General features: G+C 63.1%; 14 protein-coding genes. 2 read left to right on the top strand and 12 right to left on the bottom strand.

What is annotated here, in order from left to right:
• Positions 1–27: 27 nt before the first annotated feature.
• Positions 28–267 carry a DNA-binding protein gene (locus K0P33_RS12580; RefSeq protein WP_094953693.1) on the top strand — a complete coding sequence of 80 codons (240 nt, stop codon included), beginning with the start codon at positions 28–30 and terminating at the stop codon, positions 265–267.
• 35 nt (positions 268–302) lie between these two features.
• Here K0P33_RS12580 and K0P33_RS12575 read toward each other — a convergent pair whose 3' ends face one another.
• Both K0P33_RS12575 and K0P33_RS12570 read right to left on the bottom strand, forming a co-directional pair.
• The gene (locus K0P33_RS12575; protein WP_094953692.1) at positions 303–749 is read right to left on the bottom strand and encodes a GNAT family N-acetyltransferase; all 447 of its coding nucleotides are present in this window, start codon (positions 747–749) and stop codon (positions 303–305) included.
• Positions 750–1,499 (bottom strand): carbon-nitrogen hydrolase family protein, encoded by a 750-nt coding sequence (locus tag K0P33_RS12570; protein WP_094953691.1) that lies wholly within the window; start codon positions 1,497–1,499, stop codon positions 750–752.
• Between the two features lie 619 nt (positions 1,500–2,118).
• Here K0P33_RS12570 and K0P33_RS12565 point away from each other — a divergent pair.
• A complete protein-coding gene (locus K0P33_RS12565; protein ID WP_094953690.1) occupies positions 2,119–3,198 on the top strand; it encodes a 3-deoxy-7-phosphoheptulonate synthase in 1,080 nt (359 codons plus the stop codon).
• Between the two features lie 513 nt (positions 3,199–3,711).
• On the opposite strand, the gene K0P33_RS12560 is transcribed toward K0P33_RS12565, so the two are convergent.
• The 10 genes from K0P33_RS12560 to K0P33_RS12515 all read right to left on the bottom strand — a co-directional run bounded on the left by K0P33_RS12560 (position 3,712) and on the right by K0P33_RS12515 (position 16,091).
• Positions 3,712–4,413 (bottom strand): NAD(P)H-dependent oxidoreductase, encoded by a 702-nt coding sequence (locus tag K0P33_RS12560; protein WP_242155487.1) that lies wholly within the window; start codon positions 4,411–4,413, stop codon positions 3,712–3,714.
• 9 nt (positions 4,414–4,422) lie between these two features.
• Positions 4,423–6,042, bottom strand: a complete 1,620-nt coding sequence (locus K0P33_RS12555; RefSeq protein WP_242155484.1) for an ABC transporter ATP-binding protein — start codon at positions 6,040–6,042, stop codon at positions 4,423–4,425.
• 2 nt (positions 6,043–6,044) lie between these two features.
• On the bottom strand, positions 6,045–6,872 hold the full coding sequence (locus tag K0P33_RS12550; protein WP_094952821.1) for an ABC transporter permease: 828 nt from the start codon (positions 6,870–6,872) through the stop codon (positions 6,045–6,047).
• A gap of 3 nt (positions 6,873–6,875) precedes the next feature.
• Positions 6,876–7,835, bottom strand: a complete 960-nt coding sequence (locus K0P33_RS12545; protein ID WP_094952820.1) for an ABC transporter permease — start codon at positions 7,833–7,835, stop codon at positions 6,876–6,878.
• 159 nt (positions 7,836–7,994) lie between these two features.
• The gene (locus tag K0P33_RS12540; protein ID WP_094952819.1) at positions 7,995–9,581 is read right to left on the bottom strand and encodes an ABC transporter substrate-binding protein; all 1,587 of its coding nucleotides are present in this window, start codon (positions 9,579–9,581) and stop codon (positions 7,995–7,997) included.
• Between the two features lie 19 nt (positions 9,582–9,600).
• Positions 9,601–11,208, bottom strand: a complete 1,608-nt coding sequence (locus K0P33_RS12535; protein ID WP_094952818.1) for a 5-guanidino-2-oxopentanoate decarboxylase — start codon at positions 11,206–11,208, stop codon at positions 9,601–9,603.
• A complete protein-coding gene (locus tag K0P33_RS12530; RefSeq protein ID WP_242155482.1) occupies positions 11,198–13,306 on the bottom strand; it encodes an acetate--CoA ligase family protein in 2,109 nt (702 codons plus the stop codon). The genes K0P33_RS12535 and K0P33_RS12530 overlap by 11 nt, the downstream gene beginning before the upstream one ends.
• 18 nt (positions 13,307–13,324) lie before the next feature.
• Positions 13,325–14,485, bottom strand: coding sequence for an acyl-CoA dehydrogenase family protein (locus K0P33_RS12525; protein ID WP_242155480.1), 1,161 nt, complete (start codon positions 14,483–14,485; stop codon positions 13,325–13,327).
• A gap of 27 nt (positions 14,486–14,512) precedes the next feature.
• Positions 14,513–15,304 (bottom strand): enoyl-CoA hydratase-related protein, encoded by a 792-nt coding sequence (locus K0P33_RS12520; protein WP_094952815.1) that lies wholly within the window; start codon positions 15,302–15,304, stop codon positions 14,513–14,515.
• 148 nt (positions 15,305–15,452) lie between these two features.
• Positions 15,453–16,091 carry a TetR family transcriptional regulator C-terminal domain-containing protein gene (locus K0P33_RS12515; RefSeq protein ID WP_242155479.1) on the bottom strand — a complete coding sequence of 213 codons (639 nt, stop codon included), beginning with the start codon at positions 16,089–16,091 and terminating at the stop codon, positions 15,453–15,455.
• Positions 16,092–16,116: the final 25 nt, after the last annotated feature.

Raw genomic sequence — 16,116 nt, 5'->3', positions numbered from 1 at the left:
TTAAACAAACTTGAACGGTTTTGAACTATGCCCGGTATTCGCACTGCTGCACAAGCCAAGGCTTGGTTGGACCATCAAGGAAAGTCAGTTCAAGCGTTCGCTCGTGAGCACGGCGTCGATCCCGCCACGACGTATCAAGTGCTCGCTGGGCGTAAAAAGGGACGGCGCGGGGAAGCCCATAAGGTGGCAGTCCTGCTGGGCATGAAAGAAGGGATTATCGTGGATGAGCCTGTTGCTCAACACCGCGACGCGCAAGCGGTTACCTGACGGCAGTATGCGCTTATTCATACAGCGTGCCTGTTTTAGTCCGATGGGGTTGCGTGACACTCGCGCTCCATGCGCCAGAAGCAACCCTCCTCCCCAACGATGCTCAAACCCTGGCGCTGATACAGCCTCCTCGCCGGGTTGGTCTTGAACACGGTCAAGCGTAAAAGGCCCAGCCCCTGCGCGCGCGCCTTGATGACCATCTGCTCCAGTACCCAACTGCCTGCGCCTTGCTTACGGCAGCTTTGCAGCAGGTGCAACTCGCGAATATAGAGCGCCTCGCTGTCACGGTTCACGCTGACAAACCCCATCACGCTCTCATCCTTGCAGATCAGCCAACTTTCCCGTCCCGCCCAGCCGGCGTCGAAGCCTCGGTCAGACCAGAACAACCCGTACTGCTGGTAATAACGGCCCATGGCCTCGAGGGTCAGCGTTCGCGCAAATGGCAGATCCTCGCTTGTCGCTGCGCGCAGGTGGAATGTCATTTACAACGCCACCACGTGGCCAGCCCAATGCCCGCCATCGGGGCGGGCAATGACTAACGCGTCGCCGATACCCGGCGCGGCGGCAAGTAAACCGCCGTCGGCAGCCCAAATGGCGCTGCGCCCCGCGCAGGCCCAGCCACCCGATGGGCCGCCATGATTGGCCATCAGCACCAGCAAGCCGTGCTCGGCGGCATAGCCTTGAAGCAGCGCACTGTCGGTGGCGTAACCGCCCTCGCTGATCAGCACACCGGCCGCGTACACATTGGCGCCCGCTTCAACCGCCTGACGCGGATGGCTGGCGTGGGAAAAGTCGGCACAGACTGCCAGCGCGATGCGGTTATCCCCGTATTCGAGGGCTGCGCCGCCCTGCCCCGCGATAAACGCCGCGTCTTCGCCCGGGTGCAAATGCTGCTTGGTATAGACCGCCAGCGAACCGTCCGCGCCCAACACCAGTGCGCCGATCAACACGCCCGTCTGCGGCGCCAAACGAATCGGCATCCCCACCACTGCCGTCAGCCGCAGCGCCCGCGCCATGTCGCGCAGGGGGGCGAGCAGTGCATCCTCGGGGGCAATCGCCAACCCGGCCGCCAGCGTCGGCTCATAGCCGGTCAGCGACAGTTCTGGAAACACCAGCAACTGCACGCCGTGCTCCGCCGCCGCGTGCATAAACGCCAGGTGCCGCAGGATATTGGCCGGCACGTCGCCGGCGACGGAAGTGGTTTGAGCAGCAGCAAGGGTCAAGGCAGTCATGGTCGCGTCCCAGCAATCATTATCTAAGTGTTACCAGCATATCGGCACTCGCCCCATAGCCGTAAGTACCTCACACGATAGAAATTACTGATTGAACCCACCCGTGTGCCTCTAGTAAGCTCCGCCCATCATTTGGAGAAATACCATGTTGCCACTCACCCCCACTCAGGTTTGCCCTGCTGCCAGCGCCTCGCGCTCGGTGTCGGCTACCCGCGTGAACGGTTCGAGCGCACTGGTCAGCTTTTATTTTGGGTATTGGTTTAGCCACTGGCGCGCCTGATACCTGAAATCGGCGCCCACTACTCAAGGGGTCGCCTACCAGAGAAATCTAACCCCCGGTCGGCTCCCCGACCGGGGGTTTTGTTTTTTCAGGCCTTAATCATTTTGCTTCACACCGACTACTAAAAGGACTCACGACATGAACTACGCCACCTATTACCGTTACGACACTTGCACTGCATGGCGATTTAGCAAGCTCCGTTCGGGACAGCCTGCCGCCTCCGATCGGTCACCTATTGGTGGCAAGCCAACACACGCAGCCAATACGGCCAATTGTCGAACACCCCAGTAGGGCAGAGCGTGCGGGAACAGCCCGCCGCTTGCCCAGGAAGCCTTGAATATGAACTCCTCCGTCGCCGCTTTGCCTGTTTGCACCCTTGCCAGCGCCAATGAAGCCCTGACCCAGCGCCTGCCCAGCTCCCTTGAGCTCAAGCACCAGTTGCCCCTCAGCCCGTTCCTCAACGAACAGATCCACGCTCATCGCCAAGCCGTGCGCGCCATTCTCAAGGGTGAAGATTCACGCTTGTTGGTGATTGTCGGCCCGTGCTCGATCCACGACCCGGAATCGGCCATGGAATACGCGCGCAACCTGAAGAAGCTGGCGCTGGAAGTCAGCGACCAGATGCTGCTGGTGATCCGCGCCTACGTTGAAAAACCACGCACCACCATCGGTTGGAAAGGCCTGGCCTACGACCCGCACCTGGATGGCAGCGATGACATGGCCGCAGGCCTCACGCTGTCGCGCGAGCTGATGCGCGAAATGCTGCGCCTGGGGCTGCCGGTCGCCACTGAGCTGCTGCAACCCATGGCCGCCGGCTACTTCGATGACCTGCTCAGTTGGGTCGCCATCGGCGCACGCACCACCGAGTCGCAGATCCACCGCGAAATGGCCAGCGGCCTGGGCATGCCCGTCGGCTTCAAGAACGGCACCGACGGCGGCGTGGCGATTGCCTGTGACGCAATGCGCTCGGCCTCGCACCCGCACCGCCACTTCGGCGTCGACAGCCAGGGCCACCCGGCGATCATCCAGACCCCGGGCAACCCCGACACGCACCTGGTGCTGCGCGGCGGTCACCGTGGGCCGAACTACGATGCGCAAAGCGTGGCGCAGGTGAAGCACGATTTGGCCAAGTCCAAAGTCGCGCCACGGATCATGGTCGATTGCAGCCACGCCAACAGCGGCAAGGACCCATTGCGTCAACCGGCCGTGTTCAACAACGTGCTGGAACAACGCCTGCAAGGCGACACCTCGCTGATCGGCATGATGCTCGAAAGTCATCTGTTCGAAGGTTGCCAGCCGCTGAGCGCGTCGATGAAATACGGCGTGTCGGTGACAGATGGCTGTCTGGGCTGGGACGGTACCGAGCAGCTGCTGCGCAGCGCGGCCGAGCGGTTGCGGGAACACCGCAGCGCTAACTGACTGGTTGAGATCAAATGTGGGAGCGCGCTTGCTCGCGAATGCGGTGGGTCAGTCAGCTTATTTGCAACTGAACCACCGCATTCGCGAGCAAGCCCGCTCCCACAGTTGGATCTCGGTACATCAGCTAGATGTGGTGATGCTCTGCTTTTGCTTCTACCACCTTGATCTGAGGCGCCCCGTTAACCACGCTGGCCGAACGCAGGCTTGAATCCGTGGGTAACCCGGCAGGACGCCGGGTTAGCCGCGATGGGCCAAGGATGGCCCATGGCGGCGGCCCACGGATTCAAGCCTTCGTTCTGGCATGCCGAGCCTAGGCGAGGCACCGAGTGGTGGGGCAAGAGCCCTTTTGGTTACTTTTGGCTGGGCCGGCATTCCGGCTCTTTTCCAAAAGTGACCCGCCGTAAGGGCGGAACCAATAGCCGCCGTTAACGCAGCAACGGATATGCACTCAGAAGCGCAAGCCCAAAGACCGCCATCACAGGCAAGCCCCCCCACACCTGAACATCACCGGACTCAGGAAAGCGGATACAACGCCTCATCAAACTGCTCCAACCTCGGAAACACCAAGGGCTGCTCCTCCGCCAGCCCTTGTAACCGCCCCCCGTACCCCAGCAAAAAATCGCGCCGGGCTTGATCGCTGATATACGGCACATGCCACGCCACAAACGGCGCCAGCACTTCATACCCGACATACGCCAGCGTACCGCGCAGAATCGGCCGCAACATGTCCTCCAACGGCCCGTGAATCGCGCCCTCGCCGAACATGTGCTCACGCCCGCCCAAGGTCACCGTAACCAACGCGCGCTTGCCCGCCAGCCCGCCCTGATCGTAGAAACGCTTGCCGCCATAACACACGCCCGACACCAGCACCCGGTCGATCCAGCCCTTAAGCATCGCCGGCGCCGAGAACCAGAAAATCGGGAAGTTGAGGATCAGCAAATCGGCCCACAGCAACTTGTCCAACTCGCCCTGGATATCCGCCGCAATCGACTGCTTCTTCACACCCAGCCGCTGCTCCAGGGCATACACCAGATAGTCGGGATTCTCCCGCGTGGAAAAATCCGCCGCCGACGCCACTGGGTTCCACTGCATGGCGTACAAATCGCTGACTTGCACTTCGTGCCCCTGCCCTTGCAACGTGGCGATAGCCTGGTCGCGCAAGGCGGCGGTAAACGACTGCGGCTCAGGGTGAGCGTGAACAATCAAAACCTTCATGTGAACTCCTCAAACAGTGGGCGCCGCCCGTTGGGCCAGCAAGTGATCGAGCCAGTCCGGGTCCATTTCCGGCTCCGATGAAAACAGCAGGCCGGTGTAGTCCTGGTACGGCGGGGTAAAAATCGCGCTGCGGCTGCCCTGGTCGACCACCCTGCCCCGCTGCATCACCACCACCTCATCGGCAATCGCGCGCACGGTGGCGACGTCGTGGGTGATAAACAGGTAGGCCACGCCCAGTTGCTGCTGGAGGCGGTTGAGCAACTTCAGCACGCCTTCGGCCACCAGTTGATCGAGGGCCGAGGTGACTTCGTCGCAGATGATCAACTGCGGGTCGGCCGCCAGCGCGCGGGCGATGCAGATGCGCTGCTTCTGCCCGCCAGACAACTCGCGAGGTTGGCGCTCCATGAAAACCGCCGGGTCCAGCTCGATCATCTCCAGCAATTCGGCAACCCGCGCGCGCATCGCCTTACCTTTGAGGCCCAGGTAAAACGTCAGCGGCCGGCCGATGATGTCGACGATGCGCTGGCGCGGGTTCAGCGCCGTGTCGGGGATCTGGTAGATCATCTGGATGCGCCGCAACTGCTCCTTGCTGCGCCGTCGAAAGTCCACTGGCAGCGCTTCGCCGTCATACAACACCTGCCCCGCCGTCGCCGGCAACAACCCGGTAATCAGGCGCGCGGTAGAGCTTTTGCCGCTGCCGGATTCGCCAATCACCGCCAGGGTTTGGCCGCGATACAGCTGCATCGACACGTCATGCAGCACCGGTTGATGCCCATAACTGGCACACACTTGGCGCACTTCCAGCAGCGGCACGTCCTGGGTCGGGCACGCCTTGGGCTCAGTACGGAAGCTACGCACCGCCCACAGCGATTTGGTGTAGTCCTGCTGCGGCTGGCTGAGCATGCTGCGGGTGTCAGCCTCTTCGACCCGCTTGCCGTGGCGCAGCACCATGATGCGGTCGGCCATCTGCGCGACCACCGCCAAATCGTGGCTGATATACAGCGCGGCGCTGCCGAAGGTTTTCACCGCGTCGCGAATGGCTGCCAGCACTTCAATCTGGGTGGTCACGTCGAGGGCGGTGGTGGGCTCATCGAAGATGATCAGGTCCGGGTGACAGGCCATCGCCATCGCCGTCATCACTCGCTGCAATTGCCCGCCTGAAACTTGATGGGGATAGCGTTGGCCAATGGTTTCGGGATTGGGCAGGCGCAGCACGCGGTACAACTCCACCGCTTCGCGCTCGGCCTGGGCGCGGCTGATACCGCCGTTGATCACCGCCGTTTCCACATGCTGGTCGATCAGCCGATGCGCCGGGTTGAAGGACGCCGCCGCGCTTTGCGCCACATAGGCAATGCGCAGGCCACGCAATTTACTCAGGGCCTCGGGCTTGGCCTGCAACAACTGAATGCCGTCAAAACACACCGAGCCCCCGACAATGCGGCAGCCATCGCGCGCATAGCCCATCGCCGCCAGGCCGAGGGTGGATTTACCCGCGCCCGACTCGCCGATCAGCCCCAGCACCTCGCCGCGCTGCAAGGTCAGGTCGATGCCCTTGATCAGCGGGTGCCAGGCGTCTTCGTAATGCCCTTCGACCTGCAGGTTGCGGATTTCCAGCAAGGGCTTGTCCATCCTCAACACTCCTTCAGGCCGCTGGATTTATGCAGCATCCAGTCGACGACAAAATTCACGCTGACCGTAATCAACGCCACCGCCAGCGCCGGCAGCAACGGGCTGATATCGCCGAAGGTGATCAACACCGCGTTGTCGCGCACCATGCTGCCCCAGTCGGCGGTGGGCGGTTGAATGCCCAGGCCCAGGAACGACAATGCGCTGATAAACAGGAACACAAAGCAGAAACGTAGGCCGAATTCAGCAATCAACGGCGCGGCAGCGTTGGGCAGTACTTCACGGCTGACCAACCACCACAAACCTTCGCCACGCAAGCGCGCCGCCTCGACAAAGTCCTGCACCACCACGGTCATCGCCACGGCGCGGGACAGGCGAAACACGCGCGTCGAATCCAGCAGCGCAATCACCAATACCAATGAGGTGGCGTTGGTGCCCACCACGCTGAGGATCAGCAGGGCAAAAATCAGCTGCGGGATCGCCATCAGAATATCCACCACCCGCGACAAACCCTGGTCGATCCAGCCGCCCTTGATTGCCGCGACCAAGCCGCTCAAGCCGCCGAGCAGAAACGCCAGCGTGGTGGTCAGGAAAGCGATCCCCAGCGTGTTGCGTGCGCCGTACACCAGGCGACTGAACATATCGCGGCCCAGGTTATCGGTGCCCAACAAAAACTGGCGGCTCCAAGGCGCGAAACCTTCGCCCACCACCTGGGTTTCGCCATACGGCGCCAGCAGCGGCGCGAACAGCGCCACCGCGATGTACAACACAATGATCAGCAGGCCGAACTTGGCGCTCAACGGCGCCTTGGCCACGTGGCTCAACAGGCTCATGGTCTACCCCTTGGGATGCATCAGGCGTGGGTTGCTGGCGATGGACAGCACGTCCGCGGTGGTATTGAGCAGGATGTAAGTGGCGGCAAAAATCAGGCTGCACGCTTGCACCACCGGGATGTCGCGCTTGGACACCGAGTCCACCAACAATTGCCCCAGCCCTGGATAGACAAACACCACTTCAACCACCACCACGCCTACCACCAGGTACGCCAGGTTCAGTGCAACCACGTTGACAATCGGCGCCAGCGCATTGGGTAACGCGTGCCGCCAGATAATCCGCGACTGGCTGATGCCCTTGAGCCGGGCCATCTCGATGTAGGGGCTGGCCAGCAGGTTGATCAGCGAGGCGCGAGTCATGCGCATCATCTGCGCGATCACCACCAGGCTCAGCGTCGCGACCGGCAATACCGAGCGCACAAGGACCGTGCCGAACGACGCATCCGGCGCCAGGTTGGACAGGCTGGGAAACCAGCCGAGCTTCACCGAAAACACCAGGATCAGCAGGTAGGCAACAAAGAACTCCGGGAACGACACGGCGCTCAAGGCCGTGGTGTTGAGCAGGCGATCAAACCCGCTGTTGCGGTACAACGCCGCGAGCATGCCCAGCACCAGCGCGGTGGGCACTGAAACCAGTGCCGCCAGCGCAGCCAGGCTCAGCGTATTGCCCAACCGCGCACCGATCAGCTCGGCGATAGGCCGCTGGTTGGCCAGTGAAGCGCCCAGGTCGCCGTGCAGCAGGCGCAGCAGCCATTGCGCAAAGCGCGTGAGCGGCGGCAAATCCAGGCCCAGCTGCGCGCGAAACGCCGCCACGGTTTCCGGCGTGGCCGACTGGCCGAGCATGGCCTGGGCGATATCGCCCGGCAGCATGCCCACGGCGAGGAAGATGATCACCGAGACCGCGAGCAACGACAACACGCCGAGGGCCAGGCGTTGGAGGATTAGTTTGAGCAGACTATTCATGGACGATTCTCATGCGGTGGATACGCTCCTTGAAACTGCACTTATCTGATGTGGGAGCTGGCTTGCCTGCGATGGCGGCCTGGAGATCTGCCGTGATGGGACGGGCCTCATCGCAGGCAAGCCAGCGCCCACATTGGATGTTCATTGGCTGGGCGATCTCTAGGCCTGCCACCACCGCTCGATCAACCGCAACCCATCCAACTCACCATACGGCGCCGTCAGCGGCCCATGGTTGACGCGGTTCGAACGCGCCGCCACGGAGCTGGCAAACAACGGCACAATCGCGCCGCCATCGTCCCGGCACAGCGCCTGCATTTCGTTGTACATCTCTTGGCGCAGCGGCGCGTTCATCTCGCCACGGGCGGCGGTGAGCAGTTGGTTGAAGCGTGCGTTGTCCCAATGGGTTTCGTTCCAGGCCGCGCCTTTGGCGTAGCCGATGCTGAACATTCGGTCGGCCGTCAGGCTGCTGTACCAGAACGAGGTGGTGAACGGCTGCTTCATCCACACATTGGAGAAGTAGCCGTCGGCCGGTTCGCGCACCACGTCGATGTCGATACCGGCCTGGCGAGCCTGTTCCTTGAACAGCACCGAGGCGTCCACCGCGCCGGTGTAGGCGGCGTCGGAGGCTTGCAGGCGCACCTTGAGCGACTCCACCCCGGCCTTGCGCAGGTAGAAGCGCGACTTGTCCGGGTCGTAGCTGCGCTGCTCCAGCGCGGCGTTGATAAAGCGGCTGCCCGGCTGGATCGGGTGGTCGTTGCCCACCAGGCCATAGCCGTACAGCACCGACGCCAGCAGGCTTTCGCGATTGACGGCGTGCTTCATCGCCATGCGAATGTCGTTGTTCTTGAATTCGTTGCTGTCGCACAGCATCGGGAAGGTGTAGTGCTGGGCGCCCTTGGTTTCTTCAATCACCAAGCCTGGATTGCGCTTGAGCAAGGCCACGGTTTTCAGGTCGACTTTGTTGATCACATCGACTTGCCCGGTGACCAGCGCATTGACCCGCGCGGCGCCATCGGCGATGGCGAGCAACTCGGCACTGGCAAAGTGCGCGCGGCCGGGTTTCCAGTAATCGGGGTTGCGCTCCAGGTCCATGCGCACGCCGGGTTCGAAGCTTTTCAGGCGATAGCCACTGGTGCCCACGCCGGCCTGCCAATCGGCGGCGCCGTCTTTGGCGGGCATGATCACCAAGTGGTAATCGGCGACTACATAGGCAAAATCCGCATTGCCTGAATGCAGCTCGAACACCACCGCATCATTGCCCTTGGCGCTGACGCTGGCGACATCGCCGAGCACGGTCTTGGCCGCTGAGGTGGAGTCCTTGCTCAGGTGGTGATTGATCGACACCACCACGTCATCAGCCGTCAGGCTTTTGCCGTTGTGGAACGTCACGCCCTGGCGCAGATGAAAGGTCCACACGCGCGCGTCCGGGGTGGATTCAAAGCGTTCGGCCAGTTCGGGGATCGCGCTGCCGTCCACGGCGATTTCCGTCAGCGTGTTGTACACCGCCGAGAAGCCGACGAAGGTGAAGGTGTCGACCCAGGAACCTGGGTCGCGTGAGTCGGTGGTGCTGCCGCCGGCCAGGCCCAGGCGCAGCACGCCACCCGGCTTGGGCGCCGCGTCTGCGGCGAAAGCGTGCATAGGCAAGCCCATGGAAAACGCTGCCGCCACCGCGCCGGCCACGGCGCTGTGTTTGAGGAAATCCCGTCGGTGCATCGCTTGAGTCATTTTGTTGTTGTTTTCGCTCACGGTCTTGCTCCTCTAAAGATCAACAGGCACAGGCATGTTTCAGCTCGATCAAGGTCACGCCATTGCGTTTGAAGCCGTTGCGCAAGTCCGTCTGCAATTCATCCAGGTTCTTTGGCTGGTTCACGGTGCACCCGAACGCCTGGGCCAACAGCGCGAAGTCCGGGTTGCGCGGCAGCACGCCGATAGGCTCGATGTCCAGGCTGAGCATGTCGTCGCGGATCTGGCCGAGGGCGTCGTTGTTCCACAGCAGCACCACCAACGGGCTGTCCAGCTCCTCCACGGCGGTGGCCAGTTCCTGGGCGGTGTAGAGGAACCCGCCGTCGCCCACCAGCACCAGGCCCGGGCGCTGCGGTGCGCCGAACTTGGCGCCAATGCCGGCGGGCAGGCCGTAACCCAAGGTGCCGTAGCCGGTGGGGTGCAGCCAGCTGCGCGGGGCGCGGCTTGGGTAGGCGTAGTTGCCGGTGTAGGCCAGCTGGGTCATGTCGCTGCTGATGAAGGCGTTGGCCGGCAGTTCGGCCTGGATGCGGTCGAGAATGGCTTGGTGGATCGACTGCAATGGGCCGTGCCCCTGCTCAACGGCCTGCAGCAGCGCGGCGACTTTTTCGCTCGCGGCTTCAGGGTTGCGCGGCGTCGTTGGCAAGCGTGCAAGCAACGCCAGCACGGTGTGAACGGCATCACCGTGCAGCGCCACCGTGCAGGGGTAAAAATCATTGAATTTGCGTGGGTCGATATCCACTCGCAGCAGTTCGCCGTTAATCGGCAGGCGCTCGCGCCAATAATCGGTGTCGGCCATTTCCGTCCCCACCGCCAGCACCACATCTGCCTCGCTGATCAACTGCCAGCCGGGCTCGACGCAGAGGGTTGCACCGGCGTTCAGCGGGTCATCCATCGCCAGTAAACCCTTGCCCGCGACGCTGGTGAAAAACGGCGCCGCCAGTTGCCTGCTCAAACACTGCAAGGCCTCCCCCGCCGCCAGCGCACCACCGCCGGCAATGATCATCGGGCGCTTGGCCGAGGCGAGTTTCGCCGCCGCCTGATCCAGCACCTCGGCCGCTGGCAAACCACGCCCAGCACCGCGTACCACTTCATTACTCCAGTCCCTTTCGATCGGTGCCGCCAACACATCCAGCGGCACCGAAATATGCACCGGCCGTGGCCGCTCGCTGTCGAACACCGCGTAGGCACGGGCGACCAGCTCGGGTAAATCCTCGGTACTCAAGGCCACGGCCGAAAACGCAGTGATGGGCGCAGTGATCGAGCGCTGATCCTGAGTCTCATGCAGGATGCCCCAACCCATTCCGAGGCTGGCAATGTGATTGACACTGGAGATCACCAGCATCGGGATCGAGTCGGCATACGCCTGGCCGATGGCGGTAGCGGCGTTGGTCACACCGGGGCCGGTGATCACAAAGCACACGCCCGGTTTGCCGCTGACCCGCGCATAGCCGTCGGCCATAAACCCGGCGCCCTGTTCGTGGCGTGTGAGCACATGGCGAATGCCGCTGCCGGGCAAGCCGCGATACAGCTCCAGGGTATGCACGCCGGGAATGCCGAACACTGTGTCGACCCCATAGTTAGCCAGTAAGCGCACCAAGGCCTGGCCGCCCGTCATCGTTTTATCCTGCATAACCCTCTCCTAAACGAATCAACGCATCGACCGCCGTGGCGCCGCGGGCATTGACCAACAATGGGTTCACATCCAGTTCCAGCAACTGCTCAGCGTTGGCGCACGCGTAGTCGGCCACGGCGCGGATCGCCGCGACCAAGGCGTCCATATCCGCCACTTCACGCCCGCGAAAGCCTTGCAGCAAGGCGGCGCTGCGCAGGCTGAGCAAGGCGTTGCGAATCGCACCGTCGGTGGTCGGCAGCAACAGGCTACGGCTGTCCTTGAGCAATTCCACGAGGATGCCGCCAGCGCCCATCACCAACGCCAGGCCGAAGTCGTTCTCACGCTTGATGCCCACGATCAACTCGGCCAAAGGTGGCGCCGCCATGGACTCCAGCAACAATTGATCGAAGACCACACCCGGCGCGTGCACCGCAATTTTGCGCCGCATTTGCTCGAGCGCGGCCGTCAGGGCGAAGCCATCTTGCAGGTTCAACGCGACGGCACCGGCTTCGGTTTTATGCGGCAAGTCGGCGCTGACAGCCTTGAGCACTAACGGGTAGCCCAACAGCTTGGCATCCGCAATCGCCCGCCCCGGCGTACTCAAGACGCCGGCTGGGGTGCTCAGGCCAAAGGCGCGCAAGGCTTGTTTGGACGCCCACTCATCCAGAGCCTGGGCTTGGCCCCCAAGGGTCTTGGGGCAGAACGGCTCAAGGACCGACTCGCCGCGCTCGAGCAATACGCGACGATTGTTTTGGTAATCGGCAATCCGCCCCCACGCCGCCAGCGCATCCTCCACGCCTTGCAGCGCGGCAATGCCGTGGGCGTGCAGATGTTCGCGGGCGTGGCGCGGCAGTAACTCGGGAAAGGCCGAGGTGACAAAGCCGGTCTTGCCATGGCGGCTGAGTGCGTTGCAGAACAGCTCCAGCAGCACGTCGCATTCCTTGCGCTCGCCGGTAAATTCAGCCGGGTAATCGAGCACCAGCATGGCCGCGTCCGCGTCAGTGCGCAGGGCCGTGTCGAGCATGCGGTTGAGCGCTTCGCGGTCGCCCCAGATGGCGGTGGTGAAGTCGAGCGGGTTGACCAAGTTGGCGTAGCTGGGCAGCACCTGTGCCAGCTCGCCGCGCTGGTCTTCATCCAGCTTTGGCAGGGCCAGATGGTTGCGCTCGGCGTAGTCAGCAATCAGCCCCGCGTCACCACCGGAGCAGGCCAACGCCATGAGGCGATTGCCCGCCGGCAGATTGCCGCACGCGGCCGCTTTCAGGGTTTCGACAAAACTCACCGGGCCGCTGACGCGGATTACCCCCAAGCGCGCAAACAGGCTGTCGTAGAGCGCATCGGAGCCCGAGAGCGAACTGGTGTGACTCAACGCCAGTTCGGCACCGATCTGCGACACGCCGGTTTTCAGCGCGATGATCGGGATGCCCTTTTCCAAAGCCTTGTGCGCCGCGCGAGCAAACCCCGGCACATTCTTCAGGCCTTCCAAGTGCAGGCCGATGGCGGTGACGCGCGGCTCATCGAGCAACACATCCATCAATTCGGCAACGCCCAGTTGCGCCTGGTTGCCCACCGACGCCATGTAGGCCACCGGCAACGAGCGGTCGCTCATCGACAGGTTGTAGGCGAAGTTGCCGCTCTGGGTCAGCACTGCCACGCCCTTCTCCACCGCTTTGCCGCCGTGGGCCACCGGCCATAGCGCCGAACTGTGAAGGTAATCGAGCAGGCCGTAGCAGTTGGGGCCGAGCAACGCCATGTCGCCTGCCGCCTTCAGTAACTGCTGTTGCAAAGCCGCGCCGCCAGCACCGGTTTCGGCAAACCCCGAGGCGTAGCAAATTGCGCCGCCGGTGCCGATGGCGGCGAGTTCCGCCACGCAGGTCAGCGTCAGCTCACGGTTGGTGGCGATAAACACCGCATCCGGGCCGCACGGTAAATCGGCGATGCGGCGCACACACGGGATACCGTCGAGGCTGTCGTGCTGCGGGTTGACCAGCCACAGTTGCCCGGTAAAACCGCCGTCGGCGCAGCGCTTGAGCGCGCGTGCCATGCTGCGCCCGCCGACGAAGGCCAAGTGCCGGGGCGCCAGCAGGCGTTTGAGGTTGTCGCGAATAGCCTGGGACATAAGCGTTCTCCGCGCCGATCAGCGCAACAGCGGCCGCAACAGTTCACGGGCAATGATGTGGCGCTGGATTTCCGAGGTGCCTTCCCAGATCCGCTCGATCCGTGCGTTACGCCAGATGCGCTCCACCGGCCCCTCGTCCATCAAGCCCATGCCACCGAAAATCTGCACGGCTTCATCGGCGACTTTGCCCAGGGTTTCACTGGCAAACAGCTTGGCCATGCCAGCCTCGCCGCCGGTCATGCTGCCTTGGTCCATCTTCCAGGCGGTGTGCAGGGTCAGCAGTTCGGCCGCGCGAATCTGCGTGGCCATGTCGGCCAGTTTGAAGCTCACGCCTTGGTAGGTACCGATGGGCTGGCCAAATTGCTTGCGGTCTGCCGCCCATTGCAGTGACACATCCAACGCGCGCTGGGCCTGGCCGACGCAGTTGGCGGCGACCATCACGCGCCCGGCGGTGAGCCAGGCGTTAGCGACATCCCAGCCTTTGCCGACCTCGCCGAGCACCTTGGACGCGGGCACGCGACAGTCGTCGAAGAACATTTCATAGGTGTGATAGCCACGGTTGCTCACGCACTTGGGGCCACGGCGGATCGTCATGCCGGGCGTGCCCCGATCAACCAGAAACGAGGTCACCGCGTTGCGCTGCCGGCCGTTGTGTTCATAGGTGTCGGTCACGGCAAAGACGATGGCAAAATCAGCGTGGCCGGCATGGCTGATGAAGTGCTTGCTGCCGTTGATCACGAAGTCATCGCCGCTGCGCACGGCGCGGGTCTTGATGGCGTTGGCGTCAGAACCGGCGCCCGGTTCGGTCAGGGCGAAACAGTCGATTTTCTGGCCCTGCACGCAGGGCAACAGGTAGTCGTCAATCTGTTCGCCGGTGCAGGCCATAAGGATTTTTGACGGTCGCGCGACGAACACGTGCAGTGCCCACGAGACCTTGGACAACTCCCGTTCGATCAGCGCCTGGGACAGGTAATCCAGGCCACCACCGCCGACTTCTTCGGGCATGTTGAAGGCATAGAAACCGGCGGCAATCGCCTTGTCGCGAATCTGTGCGGCAAGCTCGGGCGACACCTCATCGGCGCGGTCCACCGCCGCTTCATGGGGCAGCAATTCCTTGGCGACAAAACTGCGTACCGCGTCCACCAACATGTCTTGTTCTTGGCTGAGTTGGAAATTCATGGCGCTACCTGCTCGGGGGTGTTGTTGTTATTGGCCGCAGAAATTCGGTGGGCGCTTGTCCATGGCCGCGCGCAGGGCTTCGGCGCCATCGGCACTGCGCCCGCACAACAGCCCGGCGGCCAGTTCGGCCTGCAATTGCTCGGGCAGGCTGCGGGCGGCGCCTTCGCGGATCAGCGTCTTGGTCTGGGTGAAGGCGAACGTCGGGCCGTTGGCCAGGCGGGTGGCCAGCTGCGTGGTGTGGGTGTGCAGTTGCTCGTCGGCAACCACTTCGCCCACCAGCCCGGCAGCCAGTGCGCGATCAGCGCTCCACAGCTCGTCGAGGAACAGCAGGCGCTTGGCGTGTTCGCTGCCGATCAGCCGTGGCAAGTGCCAGCTGGCGCCGGCATCCGGCGAGTAGGCCATGCTGGTGTAGCCGGCCTTGAAGCGCGCCGACTGGGCGGCGATGCGCAGGTCGCAGCACAGCGTCAGGTCCATGCCGGCGCCGACGGCGGTGCCGTTGATCGCCGCAATCGTGGGTTTGTCGAGGGTGTGCAGGCGGGTCATCAGGGCGTGGGCGGTTTCGGTCCAGCCGTAGGTTTCCAGGGCGCCACGCGATTCGGCTTCGGCCCACTCAGCCAGGTCGGCGCCGGCGCAGAAGCTGCGGCCGCTGCCGGTCAATACCACCACGCGCACGGCGGGGTCGCTGTTGAACGCATCGAGCAACGTATGCAGGTGCTTGAGGGTCGGAATGTCCAATGCATTGCGCTGCGGGCCACGGTTGAGGGTGATCCAGGCAACGCCTGCTTGCACATAGGTGAGCACGGACGAATCGGTAGGCATGGCTTCCTCGAATTATTTTAATTGGCGTGAGGGGTGCGACATGACGAGATACTAAACGAGTGTTCAGTAAGGAGGCAATCGGCAAACAGCAAATTTTTTCAGAGGGCAAATACCGGCCTGAACAGTGCGTTCAGGCGGCGAGAAAGGCTCAGGGTTTGAGCAGGTAACGCTGGCGCCCGCCGCTCTGCAGGCCGTCGACCCACGCCTCGCAGATCTGGATGCCCTGCTCCGGGGTAAAGGTGCCGGGGTTGAGCCCGGACTCCAGCCACAGCCCGTCAAGCAAGGCGCTGAGGGCGATGGCGGCGAGGTCGGCGTCGAACTGCTGCCAGCCTTCCTCCTTGGCCATGTCGGTCAGGGCGGAGCGCATGATGGTGCGGTACTCACCGTAGGAATGTTCGTGAGCCTGGTTGATAGCAGGCGCCGTTTTCACCGCGCCCCAGAACACCAGCCAGGCATCGAGCAGTTGCGGGTCGAGCAATTCAGCCGAAAACGAACCCCGGAACAACGCCGAGAGCCGCTCGCGAGGGTCCGGCGGCGCCTTGGCCATGGTCTCGCGCAGCAGGCTCATGACTTGACCGGTGATCGTGCGGTAAGCCTCGGCCACCAATTCGTCCTTGCCGGAGTAGTGGTGGCTGATCAACCCGACCGACACCCCGGCCTCGGCACTGATCTTGCGGATCGAGGCGCCCTGGAAACCATCGCGCTTGAGGCACGTGAGCGTGGCCTGGACCAGATTGGCCTTGCGCAATTGCGGCTCCATGCGGGAGAAGCGGGATTCCTGGGTCATGGGGCAGTGTCCTGGTTGAGTCGGC

The organism is Pseudomonas sp. ArH3a (assembly GCF_022648765.1).
Lineage (GTDB): Bacteria > Pseudomonadota > Gammaproteobacteria > Pseudomonadales > Pseudomonadaceae > Aquipseudomonas.
The sequence above is the reverse complement of the archived record's forward strand: the minus strand, read 5'-3'. Positions and strand labels throughout refer to the sequence as shown.